The 15,597-nt window shown below is 68.3% G+C and carries 13 protein-coding genes; 5 read left to right on the plus strand and 8 right to left on the minus strand.

Annotation, left to right across the window (positions count from 1 at the left end; all coding sequences use genetic code 11):
* Nucleotides 1–46: 46 nt before the first annotated feature.
* On the plus strand, nt 47–520 hold the full coding sequence (locus IG04_RS0112390) for a VOC family protein (RefSeq protein WP_030476750.1): 474 nt from the start codon (nt 47–49) through the stop codon (nt 518–520).
* A gap of 27 nt (nt 521–547) precedes the next feature.
* Here IG04_RS0112390 and IG04_RS0112395 read toward each other — a convergent pair whose 3' ends face one another.
* The 4 genes from IG04_RS0112395 to IG04_RS43910 all read right to left on the minus strand — a co-directional run bounded on the left by IG04_RS0112395 (nt 548) and on the right by IG04_RS43910 (nt 4,449).
* Entirely contained in the window at nt 548–1,915 is a 1,368-nt protein-coding gene (locus IG04_RS0112395; RefSeq protein ID WP_030476751.1) for an FAD-dependent oxidoreductase, read from the minus strand.
* Entirely contained in the window at nt 1,916–3,133 is a 1,218-nt protein-coding gene (locus IG04_RS0112400) for an MAB_1171c family putative transporter (RefSeq protein WP_030476752.1), read from the minus strand.
* A complete protein-coding gene (locus IG04_RS43905; protein ID WP_144065215.1) occupies nt 3,120–3,677 on the minus strand; it encodes a hypothetical protein in 558 nt (185 codons plus the stop codon). The genes IG04_RS0112400 and IG04_RS43905 overlap by 14 nt, the downstream gene beginning before the upstream one ends.
* A gap of 64 nt (nt 3,678–3,741) precedes the next feature.
* Nucleotides 3,742–4,449, minus strand: coding sequence for a helix-turn-helix transcriptional regulator (locus IG04_RS43910; protein WP_051769665.1), 708 nt, complete (start codon nt 4,447–4,449; stop codon nt 3,742–3,744).
* Nucleotides 4,450–4,785: 336 nt separating this feature from the next.
* Here IG04_RS43910 and IG04_RS43915 point away from each other — a divergent pair, with 336 nt between their 5' ends.
* Together IG04_RS43915 and IG04_RS0112420 are read left to right on the plus strand one after the other, a co-directional pair.
* Nucleotides 4,786–5,595: a GGDEF domain-containing protein gene (locus IG04_RS43915; RefSeq protein WP_051769670.1), complete on the plus strand. Its 810-nt coding sequence runs from the start codon at nt 4,786–4,788 to the stop codon at nt 5,593–5,595.
* A gap of 226 nt (nt 5,596–5,821) precedes the next feature.
* The gene (locus IG04_RS0112420; protein ID WP_051769672.1) at nt 5,822–7,837 is read left to right on the plus strand and encodes a tetratricopeptide repeat protein; all 2,016 of its coding nucleotides are present in this window, start codon (nt 5,822–5,824) and stop codon (nt 7,835–7,837) included.
* Nucleotides 7,838–7,940: 103 nt separating this feature from the next.
* On the opposite strand, the gene IG04_RS0112425 is transcribed toward IG04_RS0112420, so the two are convergent.
* The gene (locus tag IG04_RS0112425) at nt 7,941–9,062 is read right to left on the minus strand and encodes a hypothetical protein (RefSeq protein WP_051769698.1); all 1,122 of its coding nucleotides are present in this window, start codon (nt 9,060–9,062) and stop codon (nt 7,941–7,943) included.
* A 234-nt stretch (nt 9,063–9,296) separates the two neighbouring features.
* Between IG04_RS0112425 and IG04_RS43920 the strand changes: the two genes are divergently transcribed.
* Together IG04_RS43920 and IG04_RS46415 are read left to right on the plus strand one after the other, a co-directional pair.
* Entirely contained in the window at nt 9,297–12,260 is a 2,964-nt protein-coding gene (locus IG04_RS43920) for an AfsR/SARP family transcriptional regulator (RefSeq protein ID WP_051769678.1), read from the plus strand.
* Between the two features lie 144 nt (nt 12,261–12,404).
* Nucleotides 12,405–12,548 carry a hypothetical protein gene (locus tag IG04_RS46415; protein WP_169745992.1) on the plus strand — a complete coding sequence of 48 codons (144 nt, stop codon included), beginning with the start codon at nt 12,405–12,407 and terminating at the stop codon, nt 12,546–12,548.
* 95 nt (nt 12,549–12,643) lie between these two features.
* On the opposite strand, the gene IG04_RS0112440 is transcribed toward IG04_RS46415, so the two are convergent.
* The 3 genes from IG04_RS0112440 to IG04_RS0112455 all read right to left on the minus strand — a co-directional run bounded on the left by IG04_RS0112440 (nt 12,644) and on the right by IG04_RS0112455 (nt 15,478).
* Nucleotides 12,644–13,507 (minus strand): Scr1 family TA system antitoxin-like transcriptional regulator, encoded by an 864-nt coding sequence (locus tag IG04_RS0112440; RefSeq protein WP_030476759.1) that lies wholly within the window; start codon nt 13,505–13,507, stop codon nt 12,644–12,646.
* A 46-nt stretch (nt 13,508–13,553) separates the two neighbouring features.
* Entirely contained in the window at nt 13,554–14,864 is a 1,311-nt protein-coding gene (locus IG04_RS0112445; protein ID WP_030476760.1) for a DUF2252 domain-containing protein, read from the minus strand.
* Nucleotides 14,865–15,082: 218 nt separating this feature from the next.
* A complete protein-coding gene (locus tag IG04_RS0112455; RefSeq protein WP_030476761.1) occupies nt 15,083–15,478 on the minus strand; it encodes a mannosyltransferase YkcB-related protein in 396 nt (131 codons plus the stop codon).
* Between the last annotated feature and the right edge of the window lie 119 nt (nt 15,479–15,597).

A 15,597-nucleotide genomic window follows, 5' to 3' on the forward strand; every position in this document is an offset into this window, starting at 1 on the left:
CCTACATGGCTCATACGGTCATCCCGACGAGCAAAGGGGAGACCAGATGAACATCGTGCCCGAGGGCTACCACACCGTGACGCCGTGGCTGATCAGCCGAGGCAGGACGGCCGAGCTGATCGACTTCATCACCGAGGTGTTCGACGCCACCGAACTCGGCCGCGTCGGCGAGGCACCGGAGATCGGCCACGCGGAGGTCCGCATCGGCGACTCGGTCGTGATGCTGTTCGACCAGCCGAACTGGCAGCCCACGCCCGCATTCCTGCGCCTCTACATCGCCGACGACGCGGCCACGCTCAAGCGCGCCGTGGAACTCGGCAGCAGGGTCGTCACCGAGCCCACCGAGCTGTTCTGGGGAGACCGGGTCAGCCGGTTCGCCGACCCGGTCGGCAACCTGTGGTGGCTGCACCAGCGGGTCGCGGAACCCACCGGGGACGAGCTGGCCGCCAGGATGGCGGACCCGAAGTTCGTCGAGGCCATGAACTACGTGCAGAGCGCCGAGTTCACCCCGCGGACGTGACCGAGCCACCGGAGCGTCCGGACAACGTCAGCCGGTGACCCGATCCCGTTCGTCCGCGGTCAGCGTCGGCTCCGGTGCCGCCGACCGGGGCCCGCGCATCGTCGCCCAGATCATCTTGGGGCTGACCAGGTTCGCCATCGGCGCGGACAACGTGAACGCGTCCAGGAACGCCCGCGTCACCGCCGCCTCCGTGGTCGCCGTGCGGACGAGCCGGTCCACATAACGCTGCAGCACCCGGCCGGCCAGCGGCAACGGCTTCCCGACCGCACCGGGGTACAGGATGTCCTGGTTGGTCGCCATCGCCCAGGCCTCGTCGACCACCTTGCCGATGCCGCGCTGGACCTGCTGCGCGGAGTGCCCGGCCGCCAGACCGGCGTCCAGTGTCTGTGCGCTCTGCGCCGCGATCGACATGCCGTGCCCGTAAACGGGGTTGTAGGTGGCCACCGAGTCGCCCAGCGCCAGCAGGCCGCGCGGCCACGACTTCAAGCGCTCGAAGAACATCCGCCGGTTCGCGGTGCTGTGCGACCCGTACACCGGCGACAGCGGCTCGGCCTCGGCGATCAGCTCGCCCACGACCGGGTTGCGCACCGAGCGGGCGAACGACACGAACTCCGACTCGTCGGTCGACGGCTCACCGCCGCGCGTCCCGGACAGCGTGACCAGCCACTTGCCGTCCTCGACGGGCAGCAGGGTCGCGGTGCGACCGGGGAACGGGTCACGCGGGTTCGCCTGCACGTTGACGATCGGGAAACCGGAGGCGGCCGTCGGCGGCGCCTGGAAGATCCGCGTGGCGTAGGCAAGTCCGGAGTCCACGCTCTCGGAGTGCACGGTGGGCAGCCCGAAGTCCACCAGCCAGGCGGGCAACCGGGAGCCGCGCCCGGTCGCGTCCACGACCAGGTCGGCCTCCAGCGAGATCTGCTCGCGGGAGATCCTGTCCTCGACCAGCACCCCGGCCACCGCGTGCCGGTCACCGAGCAACGACACCGGTTCGGTGCCGGTCAGCACCGAGATCTTGTTGTCCCGCAACGCCTGGCTGCGCACCACCCAGTCCAGCAGCCCGCGGCTGCACGAGACGATGAACTGCATCTCGGGGAACCGCGGCACCCAGCCCTGGGCGCTCAGCGACACCAGGTCGTTCGGCACCCCGATCCGGTGCGCCCCGGCGGCGAGCAACGCGTCCAGCGTGCCCGGCAGCAACGACTCGATCGCCCGCGCGCCACCGGACATCAGCAGGTGCGCGTGCCGGGCCTGGGGCACGCCGGAACGCGGCGACGGGCCGTCCGGCAGCTTGTCGCGCTCCACCACGGTGACTTCGTCGAAGTGCCGGACGAGGACGGACGCCGCGAGCATGCCCGCGAGTCCACCGCCGAGGACTACGGCGTGTGTGGGTGCCATCTAATCCATTCCCCCTGCTGCTTCGACGCGTGCCGCGCCGGCGACGGCTGCGTCGACGATCGGCGAGTGCTGGTACGCACGCGAGATCCGGACCCACCTGTCGTGTTCGGCGGCGAGGTCGGTGCCGTCGACGATCACCGAGGCGGGACGGCGTTCGGGCGCCCGCGCGCGGCCGTCGGACGAACCCGCGGCGCGCAGCTGGGCGGCCTCCACGACGGCGGCGAGTTCGTCCGTGGGCAGCGAGGCCTGGCGCGCGAGGCACGTCGCGGCCTCGCCGACGCTCAGGTCGAAGTACGGCGTGAGCGCCCAGCGCCAGTCGTTGAGCTCGATGATCTGCCGGCGCACGCGGTGGTGCGGGTTGAGGAACTTGCCCGGCGCCACCAGCACGATGCCGGGGTTCACGTGCACCAGCGCGCGGTGCAGCGGCCGCAGCGCGAAGTACGTGCGCCACCGCCGCACCCACAGTGAGGGCGACGGGCGGCGCGGCCCGAAGACCGGCAGCGCCATCGCGATCACCAGCGGGAACATGCTCAGGGATGCCATCAGCGGCGCCGCCGTGCTCAATACGTCGAAGCTGCGCTCACCGGCCCAGTCCATCAGCAGCACGAACAGCTTGATTACCGCGAACGCCATGGGAAACAGCGCCGCCGCGCAGTACCAGCGCAGCCCGAGGCGAAGCCACCGCCGCGCGGAGATCGCCTCGTCCCGCGAGCCCTGCCAGCAGTGGTAGGCCTGACCGCCGCAGCCGACCATGGTCGCGACGAAGTAGATGAACAGGAAGACCGCGATCGTCGGCTGCGTCGCGTAGTAGGTGTCGAAGTCGACCTGGCGTTCCTCGCCGACCTCGGACTTGAAGAACAGCACGACCATCGCCGCGACGATCGTGCTGTAGCTGACGACGATCAGCCGGACCCGTTGCCACGCCTGGGTCGCCGGGTACCGCCAGTAGATCACCAGCGCGAACGCCGCTCCGGCGAAGCAGACCACCAGGCTGTAGACGAGCAGGGCGGCGAAGTTCGGCACGCCACTCGTCCAGTTGATCCAGGTGATGTTCGCGGGAGCCGCGAAGAGCACGGCGAACGCCGAGAAGAACACGGTCGAGATCAGCGCGACGACACGGGGACTGCCCCAGCTGGACCGCAGCGCGCGGATCTTGTACGCGAGGAGGAGCAGACCGACGATGCCGCAGGAGAGGTAGATCAGGTTAAAGATCGCCACGACGCACCCAGCGAGATCTTCCCTCGAGCGACTCGGCCACCCGGCGCACGTGCGCGGGCTCCTCGGTGGTGGCCGTGTCGGCCCACACCCGGTGTTCCGTCAGCCTTTCCAGCAGGTGGTCGGCGAGGTTCTCGGCCTCGCGCTCCTCGTCCTCGGTCAGCGTCGTCCGCCCGGCGATGATCTTCGCCATCCGCGGCAGCAGGTGCGGCGCGAGCCTGCGCATGCCCTCGTCGCGGGTCAGCGCGACGGGCTGGTGCTTCAGCAGTACGTGCGCGAACTCGTGCAGCAGCACGTGCAGGCGGTGGTACCAGGACGGGGAGTCCGCGCAGATGACGAGGTACGTGCCGTTCTCGAGCAACGCGGTCGCACCGCTCAGGCAGACCGCGTTCGTGATGGCGGAGAAGCGGACGTCGACAGCACGCCCGAGCCGTTCACTCATCAGCTCGCAGACCCGGCGGCTCGCCTCCTGGTGCGTGGCGTCGGGCGGCAGGTCGAGGTCCCGGGCGACCTCGTCGACCAGCTTGCGCAGTTTCCTGCGGTTCACCCGTCGCCTCCTCTCGATGTCGTCTGCAGCGGTCCAGGCCGAGATCTTCACGCGGGCGTCGTCATCAAGTGTGGTCCGCGGACGTACGGCGGCTGTTCAGTGGGAACGACCACCCCTCGCCGACTTCGAGCGCCTGCCGGAACCCTTCTACCGCAGCGGCCCTGGCCTGTGGGGACAGATCGCCGGTACGTTCGGCCAGACGGGTGACGAACTCGACGACGCCGAGCTCGCGCAGGGCGAGGAAGTCCGTCAGCTCCGAGTCGACCCGTGCCGCCAGGTCGTCGTCGAAGAAGTACGCCGGATCGGCGCCGAAGTGGTCGGCCAGGCCGAGGATGTGCTTGAGCCGCGGGTTGTCGCTGGTGTTGCTCAGGAGTTCGCGGATGTAGCTGGCGGAGATGCTGCCGAACTGACCGGACGAGCTGATCGCGGCCGCGACCTCCTCCGGTGACCAGGGCCCGCGGTCCGGCGGGTGCACTGCCTCGAAGAGCGTGCTCAACGCCGTTGGGCGCCAACCGGGCTGTTCTGCCGTGTGCAGGTCACGGCGACCATTCAGGAACGCCGCTGGGTGCACGCCGAGCGCGTCGGCGAGGTCGACGATCGCCTGGCACGTCGGGTTGTCCTTCACACCGAGCCGCAGCTGCGAGATGTAGCCGTGCCCGATGTCCCCGCCTCGCGACTTCACCGCGGCCGCAAGCGCTACGTTGGTGACCTTGCCTCGGCCATCGGGCGGGTTGTTGCACAGCTCGTTGAGGACCTCGGCGAACGGCCTCACGCCACACCTCCGCTGGAGCGACCAAGGGCCCGGGGGATCTTTCCACTGCTGTGGAACCCGAAGAGCATATGGCATCACAAGGGTTGAATCCACCTGTCAGTAGCCCTATGATCACACTCCGCCGCTTGCACTGATGTGTCGCGTTTGATCCGAACGACGTCACCTCAGTTGAAAGGGGCAGATCGGGCCAGTCAGAGCTGAAGTCTGGGGGGACTCATGGCGACTGTGCGGATGGGGCTACCGGTGGACCACGGTTCTCTGCGCCTGCACGACGAGAGCGCTCCCTCGCGCTGCGGTTCGTGCGCACAACCCGTTGGCGCGTGGGCAACTGACCGCTTGACGGGCCTCCTCGGCCGTTGGGGCTGGGACGACCAGGCGCCCGCGACGTACCGCCGGGCCCAGCGCCGGTGGGAACAGGTCGCGCTGCTCATGATCGACCTCGACCGGTTCAAGAAGATCAACGACGAGTACGGCCACCCCGCAGGCGACGTCGTGCTCAGCGATGTCGCCGCCGTGCTGACCGCCCACACGCGCCCTACGGACCTCGTGTGCCGCCATGGTGGCGACGAGTTCCTCGTGCTGCTGCCCCGCACCACGGGCGGAGAAGCGGCCATGGTGGCCGACCGCATCCTGCGCGGCATCCGCGCACTGCAGACCGAGATCACCACGAACGACGGCTACCACGTCACCCTGCACGGCCAGACGGCGTCCATCGGCGTCGCTTCGCACGTGCCCACCGCCGACGACACGCTGATCGACCTGGTCCGTGACACCGACGCGGCCCTGCAGCGAGCCAAGCGTGGCGGCCGGGCCCGCGTCCAGGTCCACGACCCGAGCGCGTTCGCCGCCGAGCGCAAGGCGGACTCCGCGGCCCTGCACCACCTGCTCGCGTTGCAGGACCTGATGAGCAGCGACCAGCTGCCGCAGGTCCTCGTCGCGCTGTCCGACGGCGCCAAGAACGCGGAAGAGCTGCTCTCGATCCTCGGCCCGAAGGTGATCCTCACGCTGGAACGCCTGCAGGACAACGGCTTCGTGCTACGCCGCGCGGCCCGCTACGAACTCACGGCCGCCGCCCGCGAATGGATCACCGACGTGCTGCCGGCCGTCGCCGCGTGGACGAACCGCCACCACGGCCTCGTCCACTAGAACGTCACCCGTTCGCCTGTGTCAGCGGTTGCCTCGATCAGTCATTTTCGCGGGATCACGCCGTAGGGCGGGTGTTTTGGAGGCGCACGAAGTCGTAGCGTGGTCTTCGGGGTGATGCCGGGTGGCAAGAGTCGAGAACACCGTGTCCGGGGCCTCCTACGGGAACCTGGTGCAGGCAGGATCGATCGGAACGGTGCACGTCCATTCCGGATCACCTGGAAAACCTGTGCCCCAACAGCTTCCACCGGCGCCCAGGCTGTTCGTCAGGCGGGCGGACGAGCTGACCGAACTCGACAGTTGGCACGGGCGTGATCACCAGCTGCTCGTCGTGGTCAGCGGGCCCGGCGGTGTCGGCAAGACCTCGCTGGCGCTGAGATGGCTGCACGACACACGCGACCAGTTCCCCGACGGACAGCTGTACGTCGATCTCGGCGCCCACGCGGAAGCCGCGCAGCCCGACGACGTGCTCGAGTGGTTCCTCGGTGCGCTCGGCGTCGAGGTGGTGCCTCCGACCCTGGCCCAGCGGCAGGCGCTGTTCCGGTCGCTGACCGCGGGCAGGTCGTTCGCGATCCTGCTGGACAACGCCGCCAGTGCGGCCCAGGTCAGGCCGCTGCTCCCGGCGTCGCCGAGCTGTGCGGTGGTGGTGACCAGCCGGTGGAGGCTCAGTCCGCTCGGCATGGACGGCGCCCGGTTCATCGAAGTCGATCCGATGGACCTGCGGGATTCGGTCGCACTGCTGGAGCGGGTGGTGGGGGAGCCCCGGCTCGCCGTGGAGGCCGACGCGGCACGGGAGCTTGCGCGGCTGTGCGGCGGAATGCCGATCGCGCTCGGGGTGATCGGAGCGCGGTTGTCCCGGCGGCCGCGGCGCACGCTGGCCAAGGAGGTCGACGAGCTGAGCGCGGAGAACCGCCGGCTCGCCGGCCTCGACCTCGGCGGCGGCGCCACGTCGGTGAGCGCGGTGCTCGACCTGTCCTATGTGGAACTGCCGCCGCGTCAGGCCCGGCTCTACCGCTTGAGTTCGTGGCATCCGGGTGTCAGCTTCGGTGTGGGGGCCGCGGCGGCGATGCTCGCGGACGACGTCGGTGAGGTCGAGGACGACCTCGACGACCTGGTGGAGAAGAACCTCCTCATCGAGGCGGGCGACGACAGGTTCCGGTTCCACGACCTCCTGCGCCTCCACGCTCGCGGGCAGAACGACGACGAACGCGAAGAGGCGGTCCGACGGGCCGTGGAGTTCTACCTGGACAAGGCGGTTGTCGCGGACGCGGCCGCGATCCCTGGCCGGCCGCGCGTGGGGCCGCGCTTCGAGTCCGCCGATCCGGACGTGTTCGCCTCGCGAGCCGAGGCTCTGGACTGGCTCGACCACGAACGCGACAACCTCGTGCAGTCGCTGCGTGCCGCCGATGGTTACGGCCGGCCGGACCTCGTCTGGCAACTGGCCGAGGCGATGTTCGCGCTGTTCCAGCGCCGGCACCACTACTCCGACTGGCTGTTCACCCACGAGCTCGGCGTGCGGGCCGCGCAGTCGTGCGGAGAGAAGACCGCCGAAGCCCGGCTGCGCAACCAGCTCGCCGTCGCGTTCCGCAACCTCGGGCGGCTCGACGAGGCGACCGCCCAGGTCCGGATCGTGCTCGACCTCGCAGGCGAGCACGATCTCGGCAGCAGGGCGACCGCGTTGGTGCAGCTCGGCTACACCTACAGGTTGAAGGGCGAGTTCGAGATCGCGCTCCGGTACTTCCGCGAGGCAGTCGACCTGGAGACCCGCCACGGACGGATCCGCGGCATCGGCCTGGCCCGGCGGCGCGTCGGCGAGGTGCTCATCGAGATGGGCCGCCTCGACGAGGCGATCACCGAACTCGGTGAGTCCGAGACACTGCTCGACAACGTCATCGACAAGGCGCGCGCACGGCTGTTCCAGTCCCGTGCGCTTCTCCATGCGGACCGGTGCGACGAAGCCGCGCGCCTCGCTGACGGTGTGCTCGCCGACGTCCGTGCCGCCGGATCACCGCTGCACGTGGCCGATGCCTTCGAGCTCAAGGGCGAGATCGCCGAGCGGCAGGGCGAGCTCGTGCACGCTCGTGACCACTACCGCTCCGCGCTCGCTTGCTACGGCGAATCCTTCGATCCCAGCGCCGACCGCGTCCGGGGCCGGCTCGCGGCGCTGGATCGGCACGACGACGAGCGAACACCCGACGTACCGCGACAGCAGCAGCCCGGCGACCGCGAGCGCGATCTCGGCTGACGGCTCGGGCCCGGCCAGCAGCACGTCCGCCAGCGTGCGCCACCTCGGTGCCGCCCGGTCGCCGCGGACGAGCAACACGCCGTTGTGCCTGACCACACCTTCGTCAACGACCATGGCGCACCGGCGAGACCGGCACGGCGTGCGCCGGCTCCGGGATGCCGAGCAGGCGGTACATGGCCGCGCGCAGGATCTCGCCGGACCGGTCGAGTCGCGAGCTGATCAGGCACGCGAAGTCCGGGACGGCGACGGCCTCCGCGATGTCGCCGGTGTACCTCGGCACCCTCTCGCTGATCGTGTACGCGAGGCTGCCGTGACGGACGTCGGGACAGGTGGCGAGCAGCACCCGTGCACCGACAGCCGCGGCGTACTGCGTCGTCGAACCGTGGTCACCGATGACGACGTCGCTCGCGATCATCGTCGCGCGCCAGCCTTCCTCGGGCGGAACGACGACCACATCGCAGTCGGCGAGCCAGGACCGCACCTGCCAGGCGCCGTGCACGGCCCAGATGTTCGGGTGCAGCACCGCGGCCACCCGTGCCTTGCCGGTCAGCTCCCGATACAGCTCAGGGCGCTGGTAGAAGGTCGATTCCGCGGTCCACGTAGAACTGATCGTGACGAGCGTGTCGCCCGGCTCCACACCCAGCGCCCGCCGGTACTGCTCGCGGAAGGGCAGGCTGGCCCGCATCCGGTCGAGGCAGATGTCACCCGCGACCACAGCGGCGGGCAGCGCCTCAGGGCACGACTCGGCGAGCACTTCGAGTTCGTCGTCGTGTGACAGCACGATCGCCGAGGCCTGCACCTTCCCGTCGCGCGTCAGCATCTGCCGGTCGAGCCCGTGCACGGGCTCCGCTTCCGGTCCCGCAGCCCGGACCCGCCGGCGTGACTTCATCGAGCCCGCCCCGTGCGGCAACACGAGCACAGGCCCCGGCGCCCGGTCGATGAACCGGTAGCTGGCCGCGAGCACGAGGTCGAACTCGTGCTGCAGAGCCATCTCCCATCCGATCACCAACCCTCCGGCCGCACTGACGAACCGTGCGGTGGCCGCGTCCGGCTCGGGCAGCGTGAAGTAGGTCTGGACCCGGAAATCGCTGTCCAGCAGGGGCAACAGGTCGAACAGGCGCGTACCCGCCACCACGCTGGGCACGATCACGAGCACCTTGCGGCATCCCGGCACCGTCACCCGGTGCGCGCCTCCCGCACCGAGCGGGGTGGTGAACCAGTTCATCGCGGCCTCCATCGGTCGAAGCAATGCCAAGACCGTCCCGGCCCGAGTGTTCATCGAGCTGTCAGAAACTCTTCGCGCACTTCAATGCGCTTTCGATCAAGTCCCGTGTCCTCTCCGGGGGGCAATTCATGTCCATATGTCAATGGACTGTCACGGAACTGTCATCTTGGGCCGATCGAGTGCATTGCATTGATGCTGAACTGGGAGGACACTCTTTGGTCGGGGACTCGAGGGGTGGCGCTGGTGGATGCGCGATTCATGATTTTGGGACAGACGGGAATACGGGTCGGCGACGCGGTCGACAGGCAGTGGGGCCCGCTCAAGCTCAGGGCCATGCTCGGGGCGTTGCTGGCACAGCCTCGAGTGTCGTTACCTGCGGCGGAGCTGGCCGACTGGGTCTGGTCGGACGACGGTGACCTCCCGCGGAACCCCGTGCAAACCCTGTACTCGTATTCCTGGCGGATCCGGCGCGCACTCGATTCCATGCAGGATCGAGTGGAATTGGTGGTCGCGAACGGCGCTTATCGGCTCGACGTCGACCGCAGATCCGTGGACTACTTCCAGTTTCGCGATCGCCTGGAACGTGCGCGAGGTCTGGTGCGCCGCGGAGATCATCAACAGGCTCTGGACGTCATTCGCGGCGCATTCTCCCTCTGGGGTGATCAGCGCCTGCTCGAAGACCTCAGATCCGGGCGGGCCGACGCCTGGCGGCATCGGATCCGCCTGAACGTCCTGCTGCCCGCCTACGACCTGCTGTGCGGGGAGTACCTGGTCCTGGGCTACTACCCCGAGGTCCTGGAAGTGCTGGAAGACCTGGATCACAAGGAACACCCGGCGTTGCTGAAGCGGCGCCTTGAGGCGCTCTACCGGCTCTCCCGCACCGAGGAGGCCACTGAGCTGTTCTTCAGCGCTTACAAGGGTTTCAAGGCCGACGTCAACGACGCCGCGGCTGATGACCTGCGCGAGTTCCACGACCACTTGAAGGAGTACGGCATCGCCGGCAGTCGGCAACGGGAAAGCGTCGCGGGCGTGCTCGTACCCGAACAACTCCCGCTCGACGTGCCGATGTTCGTCGGCCACGAGGAGAAGTTCACCGAACTCGACACCGCAGCCGCGAATCCCGGCGTGGTGGTCATCGACGGCGTTGGTGGCGTCGGCAAGACCGCGTTCGCCGTGCACTGGTCCCACACCCGGCGGCAACAGTTCCCTGGCGGCGTGCTTTTCGCTGACCTGCAAGGTTTCTCCGACAGCGCGATCGTGGATGCGTCGTTCGTCGTCGACCGGTTCCTGCAGGGCTTGGGTGTTCCGCCGGACCGCATCGCGAATCCGGACCACCGCATGGCGAAGCTGCAGTCCGTGTTGTCCGGACGCGAAGTTCTGGTGGTGCTGGACAACGTCCGCAACACCACGCAGATCCATTCACTGCTGCCGTTGTTCTCGTCGAGCGTGGTGATCGTGACGAGCCGTTCGCGACTGTCCGGACTGTCGGCACGCCTTGCACCGCAACGGATCTCGATCGGCCCCCTCAGCATGGACGACGCTGGCGCGCTTCTGGTCGACCGCATCGGAGGGCGTGCTCGCGACCGTGTGGAACTCGTCGAGTTGACGAGGGTGTGTCAGGGCCTGCCGATCGTCTTGAAGGTGCTTGCGAATCACATCGCCACGCGGCCCGCGGTGCCGCTGAGCGAGTTCGTCAAGCACTTCCGCGAACGCGATGTGCTCGACCTCGGCGCCACCCACGGTCCACGGGCGGTGTTCATGCAGTCGTTGCGCGCATTGGATTCCGACGCGGGTGTGCTCTTCCGGACGATCGGCGCGCATCCGGGGCCGAGCATCACGGTCGGCTTGGCGGCCGTGATGGCGGAGTTGCCCAGGCGGAGGGTCCACGAGGCGATGGACGCCTTGGCTGAGGCTCATTTGCTGGAGCAGGCGGGGGAGTTGGACCGTTTCAAACTGCACGACCTGCTGCGTGAGTTCTCCGCGGGTCTGCTCGAGGATGAACAGGAACGGAGCGCGCTCGAACTCCGCATGCTGGAGCACTACCTCCGGACGGCCGAGCGCGCGGACCAGATGATGTTCTCGACGAGGGTCAGGGTGCCCACGCCCGACAGCGAGCAGGACGCCGGAGCGATCGAGTTCGAGAGCGCGGCCGCCGCGCATCACTGGTGCTCGGCCGAAGCGCAAAACCTCCTTGCCTCGGTGCGCCTCGCTTTTCACGCGGGGCACTACGAGCACGCCGTGTCGATCCCGCAGTTGGTCGGTGAGATATGGCTGCGGCAGGGGAACACGGTGGAGGTGCTCAACCTCCTGCACGCCGGACTCGCCGCGGCGAAGTTCCTCGGTGCGTCCGCCGAGGAGGAGTCCTCTGCGTTGCTGCTCCAGATCGGCTTCACCTATCTGCTCAGGCAGGAGTACGGACGCGCGGAACATCACGTGCACCTGGCACATCTGGGGTTCGCCCGTGCCGAGGGTGACCAAAGCCTGGCCATCGCCACCTGTCTGCACACCGGTGCCCGCATTCTGGTCGCGACCGGCAGTATCGTCATGGGAATAGACTCACATGAACGTGCATTGCTGATGCTGCGCCAGTCAGGGTCCGAGGCTCGCAGCATGGAGATTGGTTTTCTCTATCGCGCAGGTGAGGCGTACAAGCACGCTTTTGAATACGCGCGCGCCGCGTCCTATTACCACCAAGCTCTCGCGCTCGCGCGTGAAGTGGGCGACGAGGCGTCTGAGGCGACGGTCCTGCACCTGCTCGGAGCGTTGAATTTCGCTCGTGAACATGCGGCAGAGGCCCGCGGATTCGCAGAGGCCTCACTCCTCAAGTATGCCCGGCTGCACGCGGTCGCCCTCGCTGGTGAGGTTTGCGCCCTTCTCAGCGAGATCGAACTGGAAGACGGAAGGTTGTTTGAGGCGAAGCAATATGCCCGCCAGGCGATCAGACTCTGCGGCAGAGCGGGCGCGTCGCTCCACGAGGCGACGGCGCTGCACGTGCTCAGCAGGATCCTCGAACGGGTGGCGCAGTTCGACGGTGCCGTCGAGGCGCTGGAGCGTGCGCATGTCATATTCGCCGACCTGGATCGGGAACGCGCGGAGGTTATTGCTGCTGAGCTGCGGGAACTCCAGGTGGAGCTGGCATTGCCGACCGCTCGCTCCGAGTCGCCGGTGCTCGAACCCGGCTGCGAGCCTGGAAGTTAGTGGTACTACCGGTAGGTAATTGAACCAGCTCGTACCTGATGGGTGTCGCCCGTTAGTAGGAATTTGACTTTTGCATCTCATCTCTGTGAGTATCCGATTCCAGCTGAACCCGGAATCTCCCCGAAGATGCAGGAGTACAACCAGTTGAAGAAGGTCCTGCGCCGCCTGCTGCCCATGTCCGGCATGCTCGCGGTTGTTGTCGCGCTGGTCTACACCAATCCGCTGTCAGCGATCGTGGCCAGCCGTTTCTGGATCAACATGATCGAGCAGTCAGGTCCGTTGGTCTGAGCTGGTCCCGACGCCGGGTGTTCCCCCGCTCCGGCAGTCGAAATCGCTTCAGGTTGATTGCTTTTCCAGGTGGGCGGTCGCACGCCCGCCTGGGATCAACTCGCGAACTTCTCGGTCAGCGCGTTCAACCGGTAAGCCAGCCCGAAGTGGCGCAGGCGGTGCCGCGACGCGTCCTCGCTCAGCGCACAGACCCGCAGCGCGGCAACCATCCGCCGGAACGGCTGCACGTCGTCCTCCGACGTGATCACCACGACGCCCGGCATCAGCGTGAGCACCACCTGCTGGTCGCCGTGGACCTCGAAGCCGTGCAGAAGCGCGGGAGTGACAGTGGTCCGCGCGGGAATCACGCGCACGACAACGTCCGGGTGACGCTCGCCGACTGCGGAGAGTTCGAGTATCTGCTCGCTCATGATCCGCGCCGAACCGACGTGGGTACCCAGTGCCGACTCGAACACGAAGAACTCGAACCGCAGGCCCGGCGTTGCCATCAGCCGCTTCCGCTTGCGCAGCAACGCCATCGCTGTTCTGGTGTTGCGCTCGGACAACGGACCGGTCGCCGCCAGCAGGTACTCGCGGGTGCGCAGCCAGTCCGGCACGACGGCGGGATCGGCGGCCACGACGCAGCCGGCGTCGCCGAACTTCGCCAACAGCGCCGTGTGCTCGGTGAGTGCTCCACGGCGTATCACGATTCGCCGCGCGGCCGGATCGTCCTGCAGGCGGTCGATCAACTCAAGCGCGTGCGCCGCCGCGACGGAATCCATGCCCAGAGCCGTCGTGAGGCGACGCACGTCGTCCTGGCTCGGCAGCAGGACACCGTTCTCGATCTTGGAGAGCTTGGACTGCGTGAACCCGGCCCGCCGCGCCGCTTCGACACCCGTGAGTTGGGCCTTCTTGCGGTGCACACGGAGGAGGGCGCCCAGGTCGTCGAGGTCGTGCTGGGCGTCGTCGGAGCGGGCCATCGAGGTTCCTGTCGTTCGATTGGCCGCAAACGTACCGCTGGACGGCCTAGGCCGTCGAGCCCACGCCCTTGATCCGGCCGTCCCGGAACGCGTCCACGAACAGCCGGTGATCCTCCCTGGTCTGCCGCGCGTAGCCGAGGGCGAACGCCACGACGGACTCGGAGAACTCGGCGTCCCGGCCCCCGATCGCCGCAGCGATCGCCTCCTCGCACTGGAAGTCGACGAGGGTCTGCGCGGAGTCGGAGTCGGCCACGCAGTGCATCTTCGCGGTGGCGCGGCCGAGGTAGCCGAGCACGGGCAGCATGTCGGCGGGCTCGGTGAGGTCCGACCAGTCCAGGTCGGCCTCGTACGGGGAGAGCTCGGAGACGACGTAGCCGACGCCGCCGATCTCGGTGTGGCCGAGCCACGGGTCGGCGTGGGCTTGCAGGGCCCGCTGCGAGACGGCGGTGCGGTGGCCGTGGTCGGTGAAGTACTCGCGGATCCTGGCGTCCGGGACGATGCGGCTGGGGGCGGCGACGTTGGCCTGCTTCATGGACAGCACGACGTCGTTCTCCAACGCCTGGGAGCGGCCCTCCACCAGGATGTTGTAGGCGTGCAGGCCGGCTGAGCCGATGCCGAAACCGCTGCGGCCCACCACGTCCTTCACGGCGTAGGTGCGGCTCGACGCCCGTTTGCCGGTCGGGATGGTGTCCAGGTAGGACTCGTAGGCGAGCAGGACGGCTGCCAGGACGTCGGACGGCAGTTCGTGGGTGCCTTCGCGGTCGCGGCGGAAGCGGCGTTCGTAGCCGACGATCGTGGTCTTCTCGTCCAGCAGGCCGATTCGGGTGGCGAGGCGGGCGTGTTGCAGTACGCGGTGCAGGGCGCCGTCGGTGTTGTCGAGGCGGAGGCTGAAGAGCTCGTCGTCCGGGCGCTCGGCGAACGAACGGACCTGCGCGACGTAGGAAGCGACGTAGGTGCGGATCAGGTCGGTGATCGCGCTGTCGGGCAGGGCCTTGCGCCAGCCGAGGAGGGCCATCGAGGCGGCGAAGCGGCGGAGGTCCCAGGTGAACGAGCCGAGGTAGGCCTCGTCGAAGTCGTTCACGTCGAACACCAGCGTGCCCTCGGAGTCCATGTAGGTCCCGAAGTTCTGCGCGTGCAGGTCGCCCTGGATCCAGATGCGGCCGGTGCGTTCGTCAGCCCACTCGTCGGGCAGGTCGGCCATGTCGGCGTAGAACAGGCACGCGCTGCCCCGGTAGAACGTGAACGGTTCGGCCGCCATCTTGCGGAACTTGTGCCGGAACGCGGCGGGGTCGGCGGCCATCAGGCCGGCGAAGGCCTCCTCGAGCACGCTCACGATGCGGTCGCCGCGATCTGTCATGGTGCATAACAGCACGCCGATGTCCGCGAGAGAAGCCGGGCGCGCAAAAGAGCGAGCAGGAATCGAGAAGCACTCACGAGGACGAGGCGCCTAACGTCGCAGGCATGTGCTTCATGTTCGGTGCGAGTGAGGAGCAGGTGCGTCGCGTCCTCGAAGAGGCGCGGCAGGCCGACGAGGAGGTCGAGGCCGAAGACCGGCCTCAAGACTAGGGATCGATGTCACGCGCGGCACTCCAGCAGTTGCGCGGACCCGCCACCGTAGGCGCTCGGGTCCACTGTGGAGCAGTGCACGGCGATCCACTCCTGACGGCCGTTGTCACCACGGCCGCCAGGACCGCGGCCACCCATCTCACCGCCGAGCACGAACTTGAGCCTGCCCTCGGTGAGCCACGCCTGCAACTGGCCGACCGACGGCGCGTCGTCCGAGCCGGAGAACCCGCCCATGCCGATCACCACCTCGTCGGAACCCATGATGAACGGCGACGCCATCTGCGCCGGACCGGCGACCGCCAGCGTGATCCCCGCGCCACCGCTGTTCTCCTTGGCGTAGCTGAGGATTCGCTTCTGTTCGTCGGTGAGTTCACCTCGGCCACCGCCGGGAGGGCCACCCTGCATCGGCTGCCGGCCACCGCGAACTCCACGAACGTGAAGACGACGTCCTTGCCCTGCAACGAGGACAGCAGCCCGGACTGACCGCGGAACGCGTCGGCCGAAGCCTCCGCCGCGAACACCTC

Origin of the sequence: Lentzea albidocapillata (assembly GCF_000719115.1) — a bacterium.
GTDB lineage: Bacteria > Actinomycetota > Actinomycetes > Mycobacteriales > Pseudonocardiaceae > Lentzea > Lentzea albidocapillata.

What these genes read in the sequence shown, in the direction of transcription:
- IG04_RS0112390 (WP_030476750.1), top strand. Translation starts at nt 47, where the DNA reads ATGAACATCGTGCCCGAGGGCTACCACACCGTGACGCCGTGGCTGATC.
- IG04_RS0112395 (WP_030476751.1), bottom strand. Translation starts at nt 1,915, where the DNA reads ATGGCACCCACACACGCCGTAGTCCTCGGCGGTGGACTCGCGGGCATG.
- IG04_RS0112425 (WP_051769698.1), bottom strand. Translation starts at nt 9,062, where the DNA reads ATGAACTGGTTCACCACCCCGCTCGGTGCGGGAGGCGCGCACCGGGTG.
- IG04_RS0112440 (WP_030476759.1), bottom strand. Translation starts at nt 13,507, where the DNA reads ATGGCCCGCTCCGACGACGCCCAGCACGACCTCGACGACCTGGGCGCC.
- IG04_RS0112445 (WP_030476760.1), bottom strand. Translation starts at nt 14,864, where the DNA reads ATGACAGATCGCGGCGACCGCATCGTGAGCGTGCTCGAGGAGGCCTTC.
- IG04_RS0112455 (WP_030476761.1), bottom strand. Translation starts at nt 15,478, where the DNA reads ATGCAGGGTGGCCCTCCCGGCGGTGGCCGAGGTGAACTCACCGACGAA.